Genomic DNA, 19,512 nt, shown 5'->3' on the forward strand with positions numbered 1-19,512 from the left:
AGGTCAGGGCAGCGGCGGGGACGAGCCCGGTGGGACGAGGCCGCTCTGGTAGGCCGCCGCGACCGCCTGGGCGCGATCGCGCACGCCGAGCTTCAGGAGGATCCGGCCGAGGTGGGTCTTGACCGTCGCCTCGCCGATGAAGAGGTGGGTGGCGACCTCCGCGTTGGAGAAGCCGTGCGCGACGAGGACGAGCACCTCGCGCTCGCGTCCGGTGAGCGCTGCCAGCTCCTCGGGGGCGGGCCTGATCCGCTCCGGCCGGGCGGCGAACTCGGCCAGCAGATCGGAGGTCACCGCGGGGTCCAGCCAGCCGTCCCCGGCGGCGAGCGCCCGGACCGCGCCGACCAGTTCGTCGGGGGCCGCGTCCTTGAGCAGGAAGCCGGAGGCCCCGGCCCGCAGCGCCTGGTAGACGGCCTCGCTGACGTTGTACGTCGTCAGCACGAGCACGCGGGCCTCGCCGGGAAAGGCGTCTGCGGTGATGCGCCGGGTCGCCTCGACGCCGTCCGTGCCGGGCATCCGCACGTCCATGACGACGACATCGGGGCGCAGCTCGGCTGTGCGGGCCACGGCCTCGTCGCCGTCGGAGGCCTCGCCCACCACCTCGATGCCCTGCTCGCCGGTGAGCAGCATGGCGAGCGCGGAACGAACCATCGCCTGGTCGTCCGCGAGCAGTACCCGGATCATGACGCGGCCTCCTGCCGGAAGTGTTCCTCTGTCGGCAGGGTGGCGGCGACACGGAAGCCACCCTCCTCGGTGGGCCCGGCGTCGAATGTGCCGCCGCAGACGGCCACCCGCTCGCGCAGGCCCAGCAGGCCGTGCCCGGTGGAGAGCGCGGACCGGGCCGCCGCCGGAGTGCCCCGGCCGTCGTCGCCGACCTCGATGCTCAGCCGTCCGTCGGCCCTGTGCCAGTCGAGGCGTACGACGGTGGCCGCTCCGGGGCCCGCGTGCTTGGCCGCGTTGGTGAGCGCCTCCTGCACCAACCGGTACGCGGTCAGGTCGACGCTCCTCGGGAGCGCGGCGGGGACGCCCGTCACCTCCACGCGGGCGTCGAGACCCGCCTGGCGCACCCCGTTGACGAGCGGGTCCAGGTCGGCGAGCCCGAAGCCGGCCCCCTCGGCGGCGAGCCGCTCACCGTCGGTGCGCAGCACCAGCAGCATGTGCCGCAGCTCGGCGACGGCCGTCTTGCCGCTCGACTCGATCTGGTCGAGCGCGTGCTCGACTCGGTCCGGGTCGGTCCGCAGCACATGGCGGGCACCACCCGCCTGCAACACCATGACGGTGACCGCGTTGGCGACGATGTCGTGCAACTCCCGCGCCGTGCGCGCCCGTTCGGTCAGGATCGCCTCCTGGGCGCGGGCCAGCGCGAGCCCGTCCCTGGCGGCCGCGGCACGCCCCGCCCGCACCCACCGGCCGACGCCCCACACTTCCAGGTTGAGCAGTCCGTAGAAGCAGGCCACCCCGAGCAGGGTGGTCAGCCGCTCCGCGGCGGGTACGTCGGCGAGCGCCGCCCGCACCGACAGCGCGACCGGCACCGTCACACAGGCCAGCGCCAGCACGGCCGACCGGGCGCTCTGCAGAGCGGCGACGGTGTACAGCGCGGCGAGCAGCGCCAGCGTCGGGCTGTAGTTGAACACCTCGGCGAACGTGAGCAGTTCACCGCCGAGGGCATGGGCCCACACGTAGCCGAACACCGCACGGGGAGCGCGCCGCCGCGCCGCGAGCGCCGCATAGCCGAGGACGGCGTACCCGACCGTGATCAGCCGGTCGGCCGCGCCGACGTTCGGGAGCGCGAAGTCCGAGAAGAGGAACAGGTCGGGCAGCAGAAGGGCGGCGGCAAGCACCGAGTCCTGGACGGCGGGTGCCGCCCGATACAGATACAGCCCGCCGGGGGCGGCTCCGGACCCGGCGGCCATCATGGTCCGGTCGGCGGGTGCGGGCCGTCGCGGTGGGGGCCGTCACGGTGCGGGTCGTCGCCGTGCGGCGGGTGCGGGTCGTCGGGGCGGGGCGGGTGGGGCAGGCACGTGCGGATGACCCGGCAGGGACCGGCCGCGAAGGCGTCGAACGCCTCGAAGGCATCGGACACCTGGGGCCTTTCGCCACCCGCTCCGGCCAGGCCCGCCTTCCCGGGCCGCTCGGGCACCGGCGCGTCGTAGCCGAGCGTGCGCATCGCCGCCCACAGGTCGCCGTCCTCGGCGAGCAGTGCCTCGGTCAGCCGGCGCTGGGTGGAGGGCTCGGCACGCACCACGTAACGCGAGCGCCCCGCCAGCCGGACCACGCTCGCTCGCACGCCCGGCGCGGGCTCGCCCGAGCCGAGGTGCTCCACGTCGGACACGGCGATCCGCTCCACCGGTCCGCAGCCGGCGGGCACCGGCGCGATCACGGCGACCAGCGCTCCCGGCGGACGGACGAGGAGCGGCGGCGGATCAGGGACGAGGAGCGCGTCCCTGTCGACGAGGAGCGCCCGGGCGCCGATCGGTTCGAGGGTCACGTCAGCAGCCGTGACCAGCACGGTTGCCTCATCCATGGGGTCGGTCCAGTCACTCATGGATCCATGAAACTTTCTCTTCTCCCCGCAGAAACGTACCCCCTGGGTCGTACACGGGTAATCCACTCCGGAGTGGACGCGGGCATGGTCCCGATGCGCGCATTCTCGTGGGTGTCGGAAACTCGTCCGACGCGGAGAAGGACCGGGAGACAGTCATGGGATACCAGGTCAAGTTCTACCAACTGCGGTGCATCGAGACCGAGGACAACGGCGAGGACGAGCTGTGGGTGGACTTCCGCGGCCAGCGCGTCTGGGGCCGGGGTGACATCAACAACGGCCAGGTCATCAACGTCAACAACGGGCCGTTCACGATGGTCAACAGCGGGGCCGACGTCGTCTCCATGTGGGACAAGGACGACTTCGACCCGGACGACCACCTGGGCGACTTCCACATCAGCACGGCGGTCTCCGGCCGCGGCGAGCAGGTCGCCGTGTTCCGCAACAACGGTGCCCACTACACCCTCACCTACGAGGTGCGGCCGGACAACTGGTAGGCCGCTTCCGGACGCCCCCGGAGCCACGGGTGCGTACACGGCCCCCGGCGCCGGGGGCCGTGTTAGGAAGAGCCATGCCTGATCGTGATGCGTACGACGCCGTCATCGTCGGCGGTGGCCACAACGGTCTCGTCGCCGCCGCCTATCTCGCCCGCGCCGGACGGTCCGTGCTGCTCCTGGAGCGGCTCTCCGCGACCGGCGGCGCGGCCGTATCCAGCCGGCCCTTCCCCGGGGTCGACGCGCGGCTGTCCCGCTACTCGTACCTGGTCAGCCTCCTCCCCAAGAAGATCGTCCGGGACCTCGACCTCGACTTCAGGGTGCGCACCCGCACCGTGTCCTCCTACACGCCGACCGAGCGCGGCGGCCGCCCCACCGGCCTGCTCGTCGGCGGCGGCGAGGCCCGTACCCGGCAGGCGTTCGAGCGGCTCACCGGCGGCCGGCGCGAGTACGACGCCTGGCGCGAGTTCTACGCGATGACCGGGGAGGTCGCCCGCCGCGTCTTCCCCACGCTCACCGAACCCCTGCCGACCCGCGCCGGGCTGCGCGCCCGCGTCGACGACGACACCGCGTGGCGCACCCTCTTCGAAGAGCCGATCGGCGCCGCGATCGAGGAGCGCTTCGCCGACGACCTGGTGCGCGGCGTCGTCCTCACCGACGCCCTCATCGGCACGTTCGCCGACGCCCACGACCCGTCCCTGCGCCAGAACCGCTGCTTCCTGTACCACGTCATCGGCGGCGGCACCGGCGACTGGAACGTGCCCGTCGGCGGCATGGGCGCCCTCACCGCGGCCATCGCCGACTCGGCGCGCGTGTCGGGCGCCCGGCTGCGGACCGGATGCGAGGTGACGCGGATCGCCACCGACGGGCGGCGCGCCGAGGTGACGTACGCGACGGAGGACGGCGAGCGGACCGCCTGCGCCCGCCACGTCCTCGTCAACGCGTCGCCGCAGGCCCTCGCGGAGCTCCTCGGCGAGGAGCAGCCGCCGCCCGCCGAAGGCGCCCAGTTCAAGGTCAACATGCTGCTCGGACGGCTGCCGCAGCTGCGCGACACGTCCGTCGACCCGCGCGAGGCGTTCGCCGGCACCTTCCACATCGCGGAGGGATACGAGGAGTTGGCGACCGCGTACGCCCAGGCCGCGGCCGGCACGCCGCCCGCCGCGCCGCCCTCCGAGATCTACTGCCACTCCCTCACCGACCCGACGATCCTCGCCCCCGACCTCGTCGAGAGCGGCCACCAGACCCTCACCCTGTTCGGGCTGCACACACCGGCGCGGCTCTTCGCCCGCGACAACGACGTCGTACGCGCCGAGCTCCTCACAGCGACCCTCGCCCAGCTGGACGCACACCTGGCCGAGCCGATCGCCGACTGCCTGGCCCTCGACGTCGAGGGGCGCCCCTGCATCGAGGCGAAGACGCCGCTCGACCTGGAGCGGGACCTGCGGCTGCCCGGCGGCAACATCTTCCACCGCGACCTCTCTTTTCCCTACGTCCAGGAGAGCGCGGCCGCGGAGCGCGCCGGACGCTGGGGAGTGGGGACCCGGCACCCGAACGTCGTGCTGTGCGGCGCGGGCGCGGTGCGCGGGGGCGGCGTCAGCGGCATCCCCGGGCACAACGCCGCGATGGCGGTGCTGGAGGCCTTGGACTGAGAGCCGACGGCTACGGGGACGACGAGGCTGACGGTTACGGGGACGAGGGGAGCGGCGCGCCGCCGAAACCGATCTCGTTGCCGTCGGGGTCGCGGTACGTGGCCTTGCGGACGCCGTTCGTGTACGTCTCCCGGACGGCGGGCCGCAGGCCCCGGTCGGCGATCTGCTCGACACGCGTGTCGAAGTCACCGGCGAAGACGGTGTGGCGGGCATGGCCCGCGTGCTCGGGCAGCTGCTCGATGTACAGGTAGCGGTGTTCCGCGAGCTCCCAGACGGCCTCGACGTCGTTCGGGCAGAAGGCGGGCGGCTCGCCGAGCAGGCGTTCGTACCAGTGAAGCGCTGACGCGTAGTCGCTGACCGGGATGCCTGAGAACAGTTCGATGGCCATGCCGCCATCGTAGGAACCCCGCCCCCACACCGCGTGCCGATGTGATCGAAAGGCGGCGCTTGAGTCTCCAGTAGGGGGAGACGTCAGAGTGAGCGCATGAACGGCGACATCCTCTACTCGATCGGTGAGCTGGCCCGGCGTACCGGGCTCACGGTCAAGACCATCCGGTTCTACTCGGACTCCGGCATCGTGACGCCGACGGACCGCAGCCCGGCCGGCTACCGGCTGTACGGCATCGACGCCGTCGCCCGCCTGGACCTCGTACGGACCCTGCGCGAACTGGGCATCGACCTGCCCGCCATCCGCAAGGTGGTGGACCGGGAGGTGCCGCTCCAGGAAGTCGCCGCCGCGCACGCCGACGCGCTGGACGTACAGATACGGACCCTGCGCCTGCGCAGGGCGGTCCTGACCGTGGTGGCCGGCCGCGGCTCCACGGCTGACGAAACGGAGCTCATGGACCTCATGCACCGCCTCGCCCGCCTCTCCGAAGACGAACGCCGCCGGCTGATCGACGGCTTCCTCGACACCGTGTTCGACGGCCTGCAGGACCACCCCGCCTTCACGGCGGTCATCCGCTCGTTGACGCCCGAACTGCCCGACGAACCCGACGTCGAGCAGGTCGAGGCATGGGTGGAGCTCGCCGGACTGCTGCAGGACCCCGACTTCCGCACCAGCATGCGGGGGATGGCCAGGAACCTGGCGACCGACCGTGCGCCGGACGACGCCCTGGGCCTGCCCCGCATCCTGGCCGAAGCCGTCCGCGCCCTGGCCGAACCGACGCTGCGCGACGGCATCGACCCCGAAGGGCCGGACGCCGGCCCGATCGTCGAGGCCCTCTCCGCCCACTACGCCCGCATCGTCGGCAGCCCCGACGACGACGCGCTCCGAGCGCGGCTCGCGACCCACCTCGACGGGATGAACGACCCCCGCAGGGACCACTACCTGCGGCTCCTCGCGGTCGTCAACGGCTGGCCCGCACCGGACAGCCTGGCTCCGGCACTCGACTGGGCCGTCCGCGCCCTGCGCGCCCGGAGCGGGGCGTGACGGGGGCCGACCCCGCTGCCCCCTCTGCCCCTCGACGGTTCGGCGGCTACCGCCAGTTGGCGGAGGTCACCGGTTTCCGGCGGATCGCGGCGCTCGGCATGGCGTCGAAACTCCCGGTCGGCATGACCGCCCTGAGCGTGCTGCTCCTGGTGGGCCGGCACCACTCGTACGGCACCGGGGGCCTCGCCGTCAGCAGTCTCGCGATCGGGCAGGGCCTGACCGGGCCGCTGCGCGGGCGGCTCGTCGACCGGCATGCGCCGCACGCGGTCCTGCTCTGCTGCCTCACAGGGCACCTGACGGCCCTCACCCTCCTCATCCTCACGGTGTACGGAGGCGGCCCGGTCGCCGGGGTCCTGGTCCTCGCCGGCTGCGCGGGCGCCACGGCACCTCCGGTCGCCGTCATGATGCGCACGGTCTGGCATCCGTTGACCGACAGCCGGACGCTCGCCACCGCGATGGCCCTGGACACGGCGATGACGGGCGCCGCTCTCGTCACGGGCCCGGTGCTCGCCAGTTGGCTCAGCCTCTCCTTCTCGGCAGCCGCGCCGTTCGCCGTCATCGGCGCGATGACCACATGCGTGGTGATCCTGCTGATCGGCTCACTCTCCGGACCGCCTGGACGAACCGCGCGACCGAGGCAGCCCGAACCCGGGTCCACCCGGCAGACCGTCCCGCCCCGCCCACCGGAAAGCCACCCCGTCCCCCTCGCCTCCGCGCCCCTGCGGCGCCTCCTGGCCGCCAACGGCCTCTTCGTCGCCGCCGTCACCGCCGCCGACGTCGTCCTGCCGATCTACGCGAAGGAGCACGGCGCCGCCCCATACACCGGCCTGTATCTGGCGGCCCTCTCCGTCGGCAGCGTCCTGGGCAGCCTGGCTCTCGGAGCCGCGCCCTCGCTGCTGCCCCGCGGCGGGGGTTCCGGGCTCCCCGGGCTGCTCTGCGCCTTCGCGGCGGGCGCGGGCGCCCTGGCCCTGGCCGCCCGGTTCTCCCCGACGGCGGTCCTGGCGGTCTGCCCGGTGGCCGGGCTGGTCATCGGTGCGGCCTTCGGGGTCCTGCGCACGCTCGGGGGAGATCTCGCGCCCCCGGGAAGGGTGACCGAGACGATGTCCTGGCTCGCGAGCGCCGACACGGCGGGCGCGGCGGTGGGCGCCGCGGCGGTGGCGCAGCTGGCGGGCGCGGCGGGCAGCGGGACGGCGCTCCTGCTGGTGCCGGCGGTGGCCGTCCTGGCGGCGGTCGTCGGCGGCGGCCGGCACGAGGAGGCGGACAGCGGTGGCGGCCGGGTGGTCCGCAAGTCCGACGAGCCAAGCTCGATCTGACACCGCATCAGAAAATCTCTTCCCTCGTATGGGCGGCTGCGGCATCCTGCGCCCATGCAGACGGAGTTGAGCAAGAAACTGGGGATCGAGCACGCCGTCTTCGGCTTCACGCCCTTCCCCGCGGTGGCCGCCGCCATCAGCAGGGCAGGCGGTTTCGGGGTGCTCGGCGCGGTCCGCTACACGGCGCCGGACGAGTTGGCCAGGGACCTCGACTGGATCGAGGAGCACGTCGACGGGCGGCCGTACGGCCTCGATGTCGTCATGCCCGCCAAGAAGGTCGAGGCCCAGGACGGTCAGGCGCTGACCGAGGCCGACGTAGAGGCGATGATTCCGGAGGGGCACCGGCAGTTCGTCAGGGACACCCTGGCCAAGCACGGTGTGCCCGAGCTCGCCGAGGGCGAGGCGTCCGGCTGGCGCATCACCGGCTGGATGGAGCAGGTCGCCCGCAGCCAACTCGACGTCGCCTTCGACTACCCGATCAGACTGCTCGCCAACGCGCTCGGGTCACCACCTGCCGACGTCATCCGACGCGCCCACGACCACGATATCCTCGTCGCCGCCCTCGCGGGCAGCGCCCGGCACGCCCGCAAGCACGCCGAGGCGGGCATCGACATCGTCGTCGCCCAGGGGTACGAGGCGGGCGGCCACACCGGCGAGATCGCCTCCATGGTGCTCACCCCCGAGGCCGTCGAGGCGGTGGCGCCGCTGCCCGTGCTCGCCGCCGGGGGCATCGGCAGCGGGCAGCAGATCGCGGCCGCGCTCGCGCTCGGCGCGCAGGGAGTCTGGCTCGGCTCCCTGTGGCTCACCACCACGGAGGCCGACCTGCATTCACCCGCCCTCACCCGGAAGCTGCTCGCGGCCGGCTCCGGTGACACGGTCCGCTCCCGTGCCCTGACCGGGAAGCCCGCCCGGCAGCTGCGGACGCGGTGGACCGACGCCTGGGACGACCCGGAGGGGCCCGGGGCGCTGCCGATGCCGCTGCAGGGGCTGCTGGTCGCCGAGGCCGTCTCGCGCATCCAGAAGTACGAGGTGCAGGACCTGCTCGGCACGCCGGTCGGGCAGATCGTCGGCCGGATGAACAGCGAACGCAGCGTCCAGGCCGTCTTCGACGATCTGACGCGTGGCTTCGAGCGGGCAGTCGACCGTGTCATCCGCATCGCGGGAAGGGAAGGCAAGTCGTGAGCACACCGACCGACAGCGCCCCGCCGAACGGCTTCTGGGCCCAGGCCACGGCCGACCCCGGCCGCACCGTCCTCATCACACCGGACGGCGAGGAGTGGACGGCGGGCCGACTGCACGCCGCCGTCAACCAGTTGGTGCACGGGTTGCGGGCCGCGGGCCTGGAGCGCGGTGACGCGTTCGCCGTCGTGCTGCCCAACGGCGTGGAGTTCTTCACCGCGTACCTCGCCGCCTCCCAGGCCGGCTTCTACCTCGTCCCCGTCAACCACCACCTGGTCGGCCCCGAGATCGCCTGGATCGTCGCCGACTCGGGCGCCAAGGTGCTGATCGCGCACGAGCGGTACGGGGACGCCGCGGTCGCGGCGGCCGACGAGGCGGGCCTCCCCACGAGCCACCGCTACGCGGTCGGAGACGTGCCCGGCTTCCGCCCCTACGCCCAACTCCTGGACGGCCGACCGGAGTCGGCGCCCGCCGACCGCACGCTCGGCTGGGTCATGAACTACACCTCGGGCACGACGGGCCGTCCCCGCGGCATCCGCCGCCCGCTCTCCGGCAAGCTCCCCGAGGAGTCGTACCTCGGGGGCTTCCTCGGCATCTTCGGGATCAAGCCCTTCGACGGCAACGTCCACCTGGTCTGCTCGCCGCTCTACCACACGGCGGTCCTGCAGTTCGCGGGCGCCGCCCTGCACATCGGCCACCCGCTGGTCGTGATGGACAAGTGGACGCCCGAGGAGATGCTCCGTCTCATCGACGTACACAAGTGCACGCACACGCACATGGTGCCGACCCAGTTCCACCGGCTGCTCGCCCTGCCCGAAGCGACACGGGCCGCGTACGACGTGTCCTCCATGCGGCACGCCATCCACGGGGCCGCGCCCTGCCCCGACCACGTCAAGCGCGCCATGATCGACTGGTGGGGAGAGTGCGTCGAGGAGTACTACGCGGCCAGCGAGGGCGGCGGCGCCTTCGCCACCGCGCAGGACTGGCTGAAGAAGCCGGGAACGGTCGGAAAGGCTTGGCCCATCAGCGAGTTGGCGGTGTTCGACGACGACGGGAACATCCTCGGCCCCGGCCAACTCGGCACCGTCTACATGAAGATGTCCACCGGCGGTTTCTCCTACCACAAGGACGAGTCCAAGACGAAGAAGAACCGCATCGGCGACTTCTTCACCGTCGGCGACCTCGGCCTCCTCGACGAGGACGGCTATCTCTTCCTGCGCGACCGGAAGATCGACATGATCATCTCGGGTGGGGTCAACATCTACCCCGCCGAGATCGAGTCGGCGCTGCTCACCCACCCCGCCGTCGCGGACGCCGCCGCCTTCGGCATTCCGCACGACGACTGGGGCGAGGAGGTCAAGGCCGTCGTCGAGGTCGCCGAGGGCCGGACCGCCGACGACGCGCTCGCCGCCGAGATCCTCGCCCACTGCGAGCACCGCCTCGCCGGCTACAAGCGCCCGAAGAGCGTCGACTTCATCGACACGATGCCGCGCGACCCCAACGGCAAACTGTACAAACGCCGCCTGCGCGAGCCGTACTGGGAGGGCCGCGAGCGCACGGTGTAACAGGACCGGCCCTGGGCTCAGCCGCGGGACCCGTACAACGACGGCAGCAACTGCTCCTCCTCGTACGTGAAGTGCGCCTCCAGGTCCGATGTCAGCCTGTCGAGTTCGGCGACGAGGTCGACGGCGGCGTCCGGGTCCGCGAGCAGGGCCTGGAGGTCGCCGAGGGCCCGTGCCACGACCTTGTGTTCCTCGCGGAGCCGGGTCACGGCGGGGGACAGTTCGGGGAACTGGCGCTCCAGCCGGGTGAACGCGTCGTCCTCGTTGGTGTGATGGTCGTGGAGTGCGCCGCACAGCGTGAGGCAGTGACGGGCGAGCTGCTGCCCCAGGGGCTGGGTCGGCCGGGTCGGGGCGCCGGTCCTTCGCTGCCCGGCCTCTTCGCGTACGGCGGCCAGCTCGCGGCGTAACTCTCCGTGGACGCGCACCAGATGGTCGGCGATCGCGCGGTGGCGTGCCGGCTCCGTCACGGTGAGCCGGTGCAGCGCGACGACGGGGATGGTGCGCTCTGTGGCTTCCTGGTAGGCGGTGAAGGCCGGATCGCGTTCGCACTGCGCGCGGCACTGGGCGTCTCGCTCCCGGCCGCGCAGGACCTCGGCCGTCGCGGGGAAGCGGTCCACGCCGCCCGCGCCGTCGCCGACCTCGACGGTGACCGCTGGGTGGGCGAGGAGGTTGTGGTACCAGGCGGGGTGGCTCGCGGCGCCCGCGTCGGACGCGAAGACGAGCAGGCGGGCGCCGTCACGGGCATAGCCGACGGGGTTCGTGCGCGGCTCGCCGCTACGGGCCCCGGTGGTGGTCAGGAGGAGGAGTGGCGTGCCGGCGAACCTGCCGCCGACCCGGCCGCCGCTCGTCCGGAACTCCTCGATGACCCGCAGGTTGAACTCTTCGATGTCGTCGGGCATGGGTGTGGCCTCTCCGATAGCATCGGCGTCACAGCCTTCTTTGCTTTGAAAGCAAAGAAGATTTGAGAGCAAAGCTATTGAGGGGAGTGCCGGGTGTCAACCGGCGACGAGAAGCACGACGGCCCCGCCCGGCCGGCCGACGGCACCGGGCCGGAGGTCGACGACGCCGTCAGGACGCTGCTGCTGCTCATGCCGCGCATGGTCGGACGCGTGAAGCGGATCAGGATCCCGGACGAGCTCCAGGCGCTGCAGCTGGCGCCCCGGCACCTCTCGCTCCTCGCCTACCTGTTGTTCGACGGGCCTTTGAGCGTCAACGACATCGCGGACCGCCTCGGCGTCGCCCCGACGACCGTGAGCCTCATGGTGGGTGACCTGAGCCGCAAGGGAGTCCTGGAGCGCCAGGAGGACCCTGCCGACCGCAGGCGGAAGATCGTGAGCATCGCCGACGCGCACCGGACGTCGATCGACGGATGGCTCGGCCGGGGCGCCCACGCCTGGCGCAAGGCGCTCGCCCCGCTGAGCCCGGCCGAACGCAAGCTGTTCATCGACACGCTGACGGCGTACGAGGACGGGCTCACCGAGGGCTGACAGCGTCGCGCACCGCGCGAGGCCGGGCCCACCGCTGGTAGCACGGTGGGCCCGGCCTCGGCACGGGGGCCGGCCGAAGGGGCTTCAGCGGCGCTCGCGCACCCGCACCACCTTCAGGGCCGGGTCGGCGAGGATGTCCTTCTCGCAGAAGCGTGACGTCACCCACCGCTCCTTCGCGTACAGCCTCGTCTGGTCGCTGTAGTGCGGGGAGTTGGGGTTGGAGGACTGGGAGTACGACAGGAGGGTGCGGGCCTCGGGGCAGCGGCCCTTGTTCCAGCCGACCGCCTGGATGTGGCTCGAACCGTGGGCGACCTCCGTGTAGCCCTTCTCCTTGTCCCAGTTGGCCTCGATCTTGTTCCACACGCCGAGGGACTCCGTGCCGCCGGAGACCGGTATGCGCTTGCCGCCGCGTACGACGTACTGGTTCTCGCCCAGCGGCGCGTCCAGTGCGATGCCCGCCGCGGTCAGCTCGGTCACCGCGTCGGCCAGTGCGGCCCTGAAGCCCGGCCGGGTGGTGTCGAGCGTGTTGGGGGTGCGCACCGGGTCGGCCGCCGAGAACGGCACCTTCCAGAGCTGGGCGTTCGGCACGGTCGCCGTCAGCTTGCGCCAGAAGCGGTCGAAGAGCAGGGCGCCGCGGCTGCCGGTGTCCATCGTGCGGTCCCAGCGGGAGAGGACCGTGCAGGCCTTGCGGACGTCGACCGCCTTGCCGTCGCTGCCCGTTGCCGTGCCGCCGGGCAGGGCCGCGCACGCCTTCGCCGTGTCGGCCGCCGCGAGGTCGGCCGCGGGCACCCGGTTGGCGAACTGCTGGCGCTGCAGGTCCCGGACCGTGAGGTCGCCCTTCTTCGCCATCGCCGCCACGTCCTCGATGGCGCCCCGGGTACGCATCGAGCGCTGTGTGCCGATCGTGCCGAAGATCCGCTCGTAGCCGGTGATCGGCCGGTCCGCGTTGGTCAGCCAGGCGCTGTCGTTGGAGTTCTCCGCGTACGGGGCGTGCTTGAGGGTCGGCATCCGCGACGGGCCGAAGATGCCGGGCTGCACGGCGTCCTTGTCGGAGCCGAGTGCGCACGCGCCGCGCGAGCCGTCGAGGGCGGCGACGCCCGATGCCGGGTAGGTGACCTTGCCGAGCGGCGTGCTGCAGCGCTGCGCCAGGTCGTCGGTGATGCGGGGGAGCACCTGGGACTGGCTGAGCAGCGAGTGGCCGTGCCGGTCGGCGGCGACGGTGTTCACCCACGGGAGCCCCTGGGTGTCGCGCAGCGACTTGAGGATGCCCGCGGTGGAGCGGGCCTTGCCGAAGCCGAGGTCGGTGTCGCTGCCGCGCAGGTTCACGGCGTTGGGGTCGTTGAGGGCGTACGCCGTGGTCGAGGACCAGGGCAGCGGGAGCTGGGGGCCGAGACCGGTGACGACGGGCCCGTATCGGGTCCACCACTGGGTGCGGGTGACGTGCCCGCCTTCCTTGACCGGGACCGTGACCGTGCGCTTCGTCATCCGGTGCGGCTTGCCGTCCACCAGATAAGTGGTGGGGTCGGCCGGGTCCAGGGTGAGCTGGTGCAGGTTCAGGGTGACGCCGGTCGCGACCGTGTGGCTCCACGCGACATCACCGTTGAAGCCGATGTTGACCACGCTCGTGCCGAGCAACGAACCACCCGACACGTTGAGTTCGCCGGGAATGGTCTGCTGCGACTGCCAGAAGCGCCGGCCGCCCTGCCAGGGGTAGTGCGGGTTGCCGAGCAGCAGCCCCTTGCCGTTCGCGGTGGTCTCTCCGCTGAACGCGACGGCGTTGGAACCCATGTCGGCGTCCTGCGCGGAGAACAGCTCGCGGGCCGCCCTCGCCGTGCGCTTCGGATCGGGCGCGGGGGCCGCGTCAGCCGCGGCGCTCGGCGGGGCGGCGGCCGTGATGCCGTCGATCCCGCGCCCCTGGCCGCCGAGCACCTGCACGGCGAAGCCCTGCCTGGCCACGTCGAGCGCGCTGATCGGGCGGACCCAGTCGGCCTTCGCGCAGGCCGGGTCGGTGATGCGGTTCTGCTTCAGCCAGGCGTTGTAACCCGCGGCGAAGCCGCGCATCAGATCCTTGGCCCGGCGGCTCGGACCGGCGGGCGCGGGCCGGTCGAGGAGCTTCTCCACGGTCCCCGCCTCCCGTACGCCACGGAAGTAAAGGTCGCTGCTGAGGTTCGTGGACGCCGACGACAGGGCGGAGCCGGGCGAGGCGTCGGGTCCGAAGTGCCGGGAGCGCTCGCCGCGGACGGTGAGATAGCCGTCGGCGAGCGTGCACACCTGGTCGGCGGCCTGCGCCCAACCGGTGCCGAAGCCGAGGTTCCTGTAGTCCTTCGCGAGGATGTGGGGAATGCCGTACTCGGTGTAGCGGATGGTCGCGTGCAGGCCGCCGCCGGAGGGGCGGGCCTCGCGGGGCGCGGCCCCCGCGCCGGACGCCGGCAGCAGGGCCACCGCCGTCAGCAGGGTGATTCCCACGGCCGCCGAGCGTCTTGTGCGGATGCGCATCGTGCCTCCCAACTGGGTTTCGGGAAGGAGCGGTTGAGCGTACCAAGCGGTTGGTCATTTGCGTTGCCCCTTGTCCCCGGCCTCTTGACCCCCGGCGGTCGGGGGACACAGGATCACGCCATGACGGGTGTACGCGACAGCACGGTCGACGGAGTCCTCAGGCGCAGCGCGCGCCGCACACCCCGGCGCACGGCCCTGCGCTACGGCGAACGGGCCTGGACGTACGCGGAACTCGACGACGCCGTGTCACGGGCGGCCACCGCACTGCGCGCCCACGGCCTGGCCCCCGGCGACCGCGTCGGCGCCTACGCCCACAACTCCGACGCCTACCTGATCGGGTTCCTCGCCTGCGCGCGGGCGGGCCTGGTCCATGTGCCGGTCAACCAGAACCTGACCGGCGACGACCTCGCGTACATCGTCCGGCAGTCCGGCAGTTCCCTCGTCCTCGCCGACCCGGACATCGCGGGACGGCTGCCCGCCGACGTGCCCGTCCTGGCCCTGCGGGACGCGGACGACTCGCTGCTCACGCGGCTCGCGGCGGCATCGGCGTACGAGGGTGAAGGGTCCTGCGGCGACGGCCTGGTGCAGCTGCTGTATACGTCGGGCACCACCGCCCTGCCGAAGGGTGCGATGCTCACCCACCGCGCCCTCGTCCACGAGTACATCAGCGCGATCACCGCCCTGGACCTCAAGGAGACCGACAGGCCCGTCCACGCCCTGCCGCTCTACCACTCGGCGCAGATGCACGTCTTCCTCATGCCCTACCTTGCGGTCGGCGCCGAGAACACCGTCCTCGACGGACCGGACGCCGAGCGGATCTTCGACCTCGTCGAGGCCGGCTGCGCCGACAGTCTCTTCGCGCCGCCGACCGTGTGGATCGGCCTCTCGCGCCACCCCGGTTTCGCGAGCCGTGACCTCGGGGCGCTGCAGAAGGCCTACTACGGGGCGTCGATCATGCCGGTGCCGGTCCTGGAGCGGCTGCGCGCCAGGCTGCCGGGGCTGCGGTTCTACAACTGCTTCGGGCAGAGCGAGATCGGTCCGCTCGCCACCGTCCTCGGCCCCGACGAGCACGAGGGCCGCCTCGACTCCTGCGGGCGGCCCGTCCTGTTCGTCGAGGCGCGCGTCGTCGACGAGCAGGGGAGGGAGGTGCCGGACGGCACCCAGGGCGAAGTGGTCTACCGCTCACCGCAGTTGTGCGAGGGCTACTGGGAGAAGCCGGAGGAGACCGAAGCGGCGTTCCGTGACGGCTGGTTCCGTTCCGGAGATCTCGCGGTGCGGGACGCCGAGGGGTACTTCACCGTCGTCGACCGGGTGAAGGACGTCATCAATTCCGGGGGAGTTCTCGTCGCGTCGCGGCAGGTGGAGGACGCGCTGTACGAACACGCGGGAGTCGCCGAGGCCGCCGTGATCGGGCTGCCGGACGAGCGCTGGATCGAGGCGGTCACCGCTGTCGTCGTACGCGGTGACAAGGAGCTCACGGAAGCCGAACTGCTGGCCCACACACGCGAAAAGCTCGCCCACTTCAAGGCGCCCAAGAGGGTCCTCTTCGTGGACGAACTGCCGCGCAACGCCAGCGGGAAGATTCTCAAGCGGGAGCTGCGCTCCCGCTTCGCAACCGGCTGAGTCGGGGGTCTGATCGTGTGTCAGGCCCTGGCGTGGTGTCGCTCGTCTTCCTGCTCGGAACCGGTCCGGTGGGCCTCATCCCTGGCCAGCAGGGAGAGCAGGGAGGCGACGGCTAGCCCGGATTCGGCAGGGTGACGCAGCACCTTGCCTGGATCGATCCGGTATGTGTTGGTACGTCCCTCACGGGTGTGAGAGAGGTAACCATCCTGTTCGAGGTCGGCAATGATCTTTTGGACGGCACGCTCCGTGAGCCGGCAGTGCGCGGCGATGTCACGGATGCGGGCGTTGTGGTTGTCGGCGATGGCCGCCAGTACGCGGGCGTGATTGGTGAGAAACGTCCATCCAGTGTGTGGCTCGGGCACTCCATCCATGCGTCAACTCTAGTGCCTGTCATTCACGGTTTCAAAAACACGTACTAGATTTCAGGTATTAGTTGACGTGTGTGTGGAATGAGAGGCAGCCTAGGAACGGCGGTAGGCAGCGACATGAGGGAGAGGCCATGCCGGAGCCCGCGTACTCACAGCGGCCCTTCGTGGAAATGGGCGGCGAGCACGAGCAGGGCGGCAGCACATCGACGGCCCCTTCGCCGCGTGCACCGCTCGATGCCGTCATGGCCGGCTCCGGCGCCAGGAGGAGCCTGGCGCTGCGGGGCGAGCTCGATCTCGACACCGGCCAGTGGCTGCGGGCCGACCTGTTCCGTGCCCTCGCCCACGCGGCCGACGGGGTCGACCTGGACCTGGCCGACGTGGAGTTCTGTGACTGCTCCGGCCTCAACATCCTGCTCAGCCTGCGTCAGCACGCCCTGAAACAGGGCAAGACCGTCGTCATCCGCTCCGCCAGTCCCGCGGTGGAGCGACTGCTCGACGTGACCGGCACCCGCCACCTGTTCATGCCCCCCGGCCCCGAGGACGAGGACACGCGGTGCCCCATCGTCCACGAAGCGATTCCGCCGGAGGGCGACGAACAGGATCTGCACCTTCTCGTGGCGCAGCTGCGCCGGGCCATGGAGACCCGGCCCACCATCGACCTGGCCCGCGGCATCCTGATGTCGTCCTTCGCCCTCAGCCCCGAACAGGCCTGGGACGTGCTGGTCACCGCGTCGCAGAACACCAACATCAAACTGCACCTGTTGGCACAGGCCGTGGTGAGCACCGTCGAGGGAGGCGCCCTGTCGGCCGCCGTGCGCCGGCAGATCGAGGTCGCGGTCGCCAAGGCGAAGGCGGCGGCCGAGGCACCGCTGGGGGTGCCGCGCCCCGACGGCGCCGTCCGCGGGCCCCAGGTCCGGCGTACACCGGACAGCTTCCCTTGACCCGGCCGGCCCCGGCGCGGCAGAAGCGTGCGCCACGGCGGGCCCGGCCCCGGCCCCGGAAGACTGACGGGCGCCGGTTCAGTCCCGCAGATCGACGATCCGCTTGAACTTGCCCACCGACCGCTCCAGCGTCTCCGGGTCGACGATCTCCACGCCGACCGAGACACCGATGCCGTCCTTCACCGCGGCCGCAATCTCCCGGGCCGCCTCCGCGCGCCGCACCGTCGGCGTGTCCGCGCGCGCCTCCGCCCGCACCGTCAGCGCGTCCATCCGGCCCTCACGCGTCAGGCGCAGCTGGAAGTGCGGGGCCACGCCCGCCGTCCGCAGCACGATCTCCTCGATCTGCGTGGGGAAGAGATTGACGCCGCGCAGGATCACCATGTCGTCGCTGCGGCCCGTCACCTTCTCCATCCGCCGGAAGACCCGTGCCGTGCCGGGCAGCAGCCGCGTCAAGTCCCGCGTCCGGTAGCGGATCACGGGCATGGCCTCCTTCGTGAGCGCGGTGAACACCAGCTCGCCGCGCTCGCCGTCGGGCAGTACCTCGCCGGTGATGGGGTCGACGACCTCCGGGTAGAAGTGGTCCTCCCAGATGTGCAGCCCGTCCTTGGTCTCCACGCACTCCTGCGCGACACCCGGGCCGATGACTTCGGAGAGGCCGTATATGTCCACGGCGTCGATCGCGAAGCGCTCCTCGATCTCGCGCCGCATCTCCTCCGTCCACGGCTCGGCGCCGAAGATGCCGACCCGCAGGGAGGTCGTACGGGGATCGACGCCCTGCCGCTCGAACTCCTCAAGGAGCGTGAGCATGTACGACGGGGTGACCATGATGATCTCGGGGCGGAAGTCCTGGATCAGCCGCACCTGGCGCGCCGTCATGCCGCCGGAGGCGGGGATCACCGTGCACCCCAGCCGCTCCGCGCCATAGTGGGCGCCGAGGCCGCCGGTGAACAGGCCGTACCCGTACGCCACATGGACTTTGTCGCCGGGACGGCCGCCCGCGGCGCGGATCGAGCGCGCCACCACGTCCGCCCACATGGAGAGGTCCTGCTCCGTGTACCCGACGACCGTCGGCAGGCCCGTCGTACCGCTCGACGCGTGCAGCCGGCGCACCTCCGACTGCTCCACCGCGAACATCCCGAACGGGTAGTTGGCCCGCAGGTCGTCCTTGGTGGTGAAGGGGAACCGCGAGAGGTCGGCGAGCGAACGGCAGTCGTCGGGACGCAGCCCCGCCTTGTCGAACGCCGCGCGGTAGAACGGGACGTTCTCGTACGCGTGCAGCAGGGTGTCCTGGAGGCGCTCCAGCTGCAGGGAGCCGAGCTCGCGCGGGCCGAGCCGTTCCGCCGCGTCGAGCAGTGGCGGCATACGCGTCATAGGGAATGCTCCCGTCCTGAACGGGCGACCGATCATTCGGTCGTCGATCTTCTGTGGAGCTCAGTAATCCAGCCACGGGCGTGGGCGTCAAGAGATCGCGCACAGCGGCTTTGAGCTGCGGCGCGAGGGCATGAGCCACGGTCATGGGCCACCGCGGGGACGGCATTGCCCGGGCGGCGCACCGGATGTGATGATCACGCCCATGCCGACATTCAGCGCGTACGACGGGACGAAGCTCGCCTACCACGAGAAGGGGGACGGCGAACCGCTGCTCTGTGTGCCGGGCGGCCCCATGCGCGCCTCCGCCTACCTCGGCGACCTCGGCGGCCTCACCGCGCACCGCCGCCTGATCCTGCTCGACCTGCGCGGCACGGGCGACTCCGCGGTGCCGGACGATCCGGCGACGTACCGCTGCGACCGGCTCGTCGACGACGTCGAGGCGCTGCGCGAGCACCTGGGGCTCGAGCAGATCGACCTGCTTGGCCACTCGGCGGCCGGCAACATCGCCACGCTGTACGCGGCCCGCCACCCGAAGCGGATCCGCACGCTCGTCCTGGTCACCCCGGCAACGCACTCCCTCGGCCTCACGGTCACCGACCGGGACCACCGCGACGCCGCGGCGCTGCGCGCGGACGAGCCCTGGTACCCGGCCGCCGAGGCCGCGCTGCGGGAGATCGCGGCGGGCCGCAGTATCGCCGAGGTGGCGGATGCTCTCGCGCCCCTCGCCTACGGACGCTGGGACGCGGCGGCGCAGGCACACCGGGCGGCGAGCGACACGGAGAAGAACGCGGAGGCGGCAGCCGCCTTCTACGGAGACGGCGCCTTCGACCCGCCCGCCACCCGCGCCGCACTGACCGGCCTTGCCGCGCCCGTCCTCGTCCTCGCGGGGGAGTGGGACGGGGGTCCGAACCCCGCGCATGCCGAGGAGTGCGCCGCGCTCTTCCCCCACGGAGTCCACCAAGTGCAGCCGCGCGGCGGACACTTCCCGTGGCTGGACGACCCGGAGTGGTTCGTGCGGAGGGTCGCGGGATTCCTCGCGCAGGACTGACGGCATCACA

At 72.0% G+C, this 19,512-nt stretch carries 18 protein-coding genes; 10 read left to right on the plus strand and 8 right to left on the minus strand.

What is annotated here, in order from left to right; genetic code table 11:
* Positions 1–3 precede the first annotated feature (3 nt).
* Genes ACZ7LU_RS08180 through ACZ7LU_RS08190 form a run of 3 tightly spaced genes read right to left on the minus strand, consistent with a single transcriptional unit; the run spans position 4 to position 2,542 of the window.
* A complete protein-coding gene (locus tag ACZ7LU_RS08180; RefSeq protein WP_468084497.1) occupies positions 4–681 on the minus strand; it encodes a response regulator in 678 nt (225 codons plus the stop codon).
* The gene (locus tag ACZ7LU_RS08185) at positions 678–1,913 is read right to left on the minus strand and encodes a sensor histidine kinase (protein WP_471916109.1); all 1,236 of its coding nucleotides are present in this window, start codon (positions 1,911–1,913) and stop codon (positions 678–680) included. The genes ACZ7LU_RS08180 and ACZ7LU_RS08185 overlap by 4 nt, the downstream gene beginning before the upstream one ends.
* Positions 1,910–2,542: a hypothetical protein gene (locus ACZ7LU_RS08190; RefSeq protein ID WP_470977275.1), complete on the minus strand. Its 633-nt coding sequence runs from the start codon at positions 2,540–2,542 to the stop codon at positions 1,910–1,912. The genes ACZ7LU_RS08185 and ACZ7LU_RS08190 overlap by 4 nt, the downstream gene beginning before the upstream one ends.
* Positions 2,543–2,697: 155 nt before the next feature.
* On the opposite strand from ACZ7LU_RS08190, the gene ACZ7LU_RS08195 reads away from it, so the two are divergent.
* Together ACZ7LU_RS08195 and ACZ7LU_RS08200 are read left to right on the plus strand one after the other, a co-directional pair.
* Positions 2,698–3,036: a hypothetical protein gene (locus ACZ7LU_RS08195; protein WP_398304113.1), complete on the plus strand. Its 339-nt coding sequence runs from the start codon at positions 2,698–2,700 to the stop codon at positions 3,034–3,036.
* A gap of 74 nt (positions 3,037–3,110) precedes the next feature.
* Complete coding sequence (locus tag ACZ7LU_RS08200; protein ID WP_471916110.1) at positions 3,111–4,682, plus strand: phytoene desaturase family protein; 1,572 nt, start codon at positions 3,111–3,113, stop codon at positions 4,680–4,682.
* 34 nt (positions 4,683–4,716) lie between these two features.
* Here the strand turns inward: ACZ7LU_RS08200 and ACZ7LU_RS08205 are convergent, their stop codons facing one another.
* Positions 4,717–5,070: a VOC family protein gene (locus ACZ7LU_RS08205; RefSeq protein ID WP_471916111.1), complete on the minus strand. Its 354-nt coding sequence runs from the start codon at positions 5,068–5,070 to the stop codon at positions 4,717–4,719.
* A 96-nt stretch (positions 5,071–5,166) separates the two neighbouring features.
* Between ACZ7LU_RS08205 and ACZ7LU_RS08210 the strand changes: the two genes are divergently transcribed.
* From ACZ7LU_RS08210 to ACZ7LU_RS08225, 4 genes are read left to right on the plus strand one after another with little or no spacing between them, the layout of a single operon-like run.
* Positions 5,167–6,114 (plus strand): MerR family transcriptional regulator, encoded by a 948-nt coding sequence (locus tag ACZ7LU_RS08210; protein WP_468714127.1) that lies wholly within the window; start codon positions 5,167–5,169, stop codon positions 6,112–6,114.
* Complete coding sequence (locus tag ACZ7LU_RS08215) at positions 6,111–7,427, plus strand: MFS transporter (protein WP_471916112.1); 1,317 nt, start codon at positions 6,111–6,113, stop codon at positions 7,425–7,427. The genes ACZ7LU_RS08210 and ACZ7LU_RS08215 overlap by 4 nt, the downstream gene beginning before the upstream one ends.
* Positions 7,428–7,481: 54 nt before the next feature.
* Positions 7,482–8,609: an NAD(P)H-dependent flavin oxidoreductase gene (locus ACZ7LU_RS08220; RefSeq protein ID WP_468307582.1), complete on the plus strand. Its 1,128-nt coding sequence runs from the start codon at positions 7,482–7,484 to the stop codon at positions 8,607–8,609.
* On the plus strand, positions 8,606–10,171 hold the full coding sequence (locus tag ACZ7LU_RS08225) for an acyl-CoA synthetase (protein ID WP_471916113.1): 1,566 nt from the start codon (positions 8,606–8,608) through the stop codon (positions 10,169–10,171). Before ACZ7LU_RS08220 ends, ACZ7LU_RS08225 begins: the two co-directional genes overlap by 4 nt.
* A gap of 17 nt (positions 10,172–10,188) precedes the next feature.
* Here the strand turns inward: ACZ7LU_RS08225 and ACZ7LU_RS08230 are convergent, their stop codons facing one another.
* Positions 10,189–11,067: a nitroreductase/quinone reductase family protein gene (locus ACZ7LU_RS08230; protein ID WP_471916114.1), complete on the minus strand. Its 879-nt coding sequence runs from the start codon at positions 11,065–11,067 to the stop codon at positions 10,189–10,191.
* Between the two features lie 189 nt (positions 11,068–11,256).
* Here ACZ7LU_RS08230 and ACZ7LU_RS08235 point away from each other — a divergent pair, with 189 nt between their 5' ends.
* Positions 11,257–11,655 carry a MarR family winged helix-turn-helix transcriptional regulator gene (locus ACZ7LU_RS08235; RefSeq protein ID WP_468085013.1) on the plus strand — a complete coding sequence of 133 codons (399 nt, stop codon included), beginning with the start codon at positions 11,257–11,259 and terminating at the stop codon, positions 11,653–11,655.
* A gap of 84 nt (positions 11,656–11,739) precedes the next feature.
* On the opposite strand, the gene ACZ7LU_RS08240 is transcribed toward ACZ7LU_RS08235, so the two are convergent.
* On the minus strand, positions 11,740–14,151 hold the full coding sequence (locus ACZ7LU_RS08240; protein WP_471916115.1) for a penicillin acylase family protein: 2,412 nt from the start codon (positions 14,149–14,151) through the stop codon (positions 11,740–11,742).
* Positions 14,152–14,271: 120 nt separating this feature from the next.
* Between ACZ7LU_RS08240 and ACZ7LU_RS08245 the strand changes: the two genes are divergently transcribed.
* Complete coding sequence (locus ACZ7LU_RS08245; protein WP_471916116.1) at positions 14,272–15,774, plus strand: acyl-CoA synthetase; 1,503 nt, start codon at positions 14,272–14,274, stop codon at positions 15,772–15,774.
* Positions 15,775–15,794: 20 nt separating this feature from the next.
* Here ACZ7LU_RS08245 and ACZ7LU_RS08250 read toward each other — a convergent pair whose 3' ends face one another.
* Positions 15,795–16,145, minus strand: a complete 351-nt coding sequence (locus ACZ7LU_RS08250; RefSeq protein WP_398304133.1) for a helix-turn-helix transcriptional regulator — start codon at positions 16,143–16,145, stop codon at positions 15,795–15,797.
* Between the two features lie 128 nt (positions 16,146–16,273).
* Between ACZ7LU_RS08250 and ACZ7LU_RS08255 the strand changes: the two genes are divergently transcribed.
* Positions 16,274–17,083, plus strand: a complete 810-nt coding sequence (locus ACZ7LU_RS08255) for an anti-sigma factor antagonist (RefSeq protein WP_471147348.1) — start codon at positions 16,274–16,276, stop codon at positions 17,081–17,083.
* A gap of 78 nt (positions 17,084–17,161) precedes the next feature.
* Here the strand turns inward: ACZ7LU_RS08255 and paaK are convergent, their stop codons facing one another.
* Positions 17,162–18,445, minus strand: a complete 1,284-nt coding sequence (gene paaK / locus ACZ7LU_RS08260) for a phenylacetate--CoA ligase PaaK (RefSeq protein ID WP_398304856.1) — start codon at positions 18,443–18,445, stop codon at positions 17,162–17,164.
* Positions 18,446–18,656: 211 nt separating this feature from the next.
* On the opposite strand from paaK, the gene ACZ7LU_RS08265 reads away from it, so the two are divergent.
* The gene (locus ACZ7LU_RS08265) at positions 18,657–19,502 is read left to right on the plus strand and encodes an alpha/beta fold hydrolase (RefSeq protein ID WP_471916117.1); all 846 of its coding nucleotides are present in this window, start codon (positions 18,657–18,659) and stop codon (positions 19,500–19,502) included.
* Positions 19,503–19,512: the final 10 nt, after the last annotated feature.

The sequence above is a fragment of the Streptomyces sp. NPDC039462 genome (genome assembly GCF_055639375.1).

Excerpts from the sequence above, each read along its gene's own strand:
- ACZ7LU_RS08200 (WP_471916110.1), top strand. The coding sequence starts at position 3,111 with ATGCCTGATCGTGATGCGTACGACGCCGTCATCGTCGGCGGTGGCCAC.
- ACZ7LU_RS08180 (WP_468084497.1), bottom strand. The coding sequence starts at position 681 with ATGATCCGGGTACTGCTCGCGGACGACCAGGCGATGGTTCGTTCCGCG.
- ACZ7LU_RS08250 (WP_398304133.1), bottom strand. The coding sequence starts at position 16,145 with ATGGATGGAGTGCCCGAGCCACACACTGGATGGACGTTTCTCACCAAT.
- ACZ7LU_RS08235 (WP_468085013.1), top strand. The coding sequence starts at position 11,257 with ATGCCGCGCATGGTCGGACGCGTGAAGCGGATCAGGATCCCGGACGAG.
- ACZ7LU_RS08185 (WP_471916109.1), bottom strand. The coding sequence starts at position 1,913 with ATGATGGCCGCCGGGTCCGGAGCCGCCCCCGGCGGGCTGTATCTGTAT.
- ACZ7LU_RS08255 (WP_471147348.1), top strand. The coding sequence starts at position 16,274 with ATGCCGGAGCCCGCGTACTCACAGCGGCCCTTCGTGGAAATGGGCGGC.
- ACZ7LU_RS08240 (WP_471916115.1), bottom strand. The coding sequence starts at position 14,151 with ATGCGCATCCGCACAAGACGCTCGGCGGCCGTGGGAATCACCCTGCTG.
- ACZ7LU_RS08190 (WP_470977275.1), bottom strand. The coding sequence starts at position 2,542 with ATGAGTGACTGGACCGACCCCATGGATGAGGCAACCGTGCTGGTCACG.
- ACZ7LU_RS08210 (WP_468714127.1), top strand. The coding sequence starts at position 5,167 with ATGAACGGCGACATCCTCTACTCGATCGGTGAGCTGGCCCGGCGTACC.
- ACZ7LU_RS08230 (WP_471916114.1), bottom strand. The coding sequence starts at position 11,067 with ATGCCCGACGACATCGAAGAGTTCAACCTGCGGGTCATCGAGGAGTTC.
- ACZ7LU_RS08195 (WP_398304113.1), top strand. The coding sequence starts at position 2,698 with ATGGGATACCAGGTCAAGTTCTACCAACTGCGGTGCATCGAGACCGAG.
- paaK (WP_398304856.1), bottom strand. The coding sequence starts at position 18,445 with ATGCCGCCACTGCTCGACGCGGCGGAACGGCTCGGCCCGCGCGAGCTC.
- ACZ7LU_RS08245 (WP_471916116.1), top strand. The coding sequence starts at position 14,272 with ATGACGGGTGTACGCGACAGCACGGTCGACGGAGTCCTCAGGCGCAGC.
- ACZ7LU_RS08220 (WP_468307582.1), top strand. The coding sequence starts at position 7,482 with ATGCAGACGGAGTTGAGCAAGAAACTGGGGATCGAGCACGCCGTCTTC.
- ACZ7LU_RS08265 (WP_471916117.1), top strand. The coding sequence starts at position 18,657 with ATGCCGACATTCAGCGCGTACGACGGGACGAAGCTCGCCTACCACGAG.
- ACZ7LU_RS08205 (WP_471916111.1), bottom strand. The coding sequence starts at position 5,070 with ATGGCCATCGAACTGTTCTCAGGCATCCCGGTCAGCGACTACGCGTCA.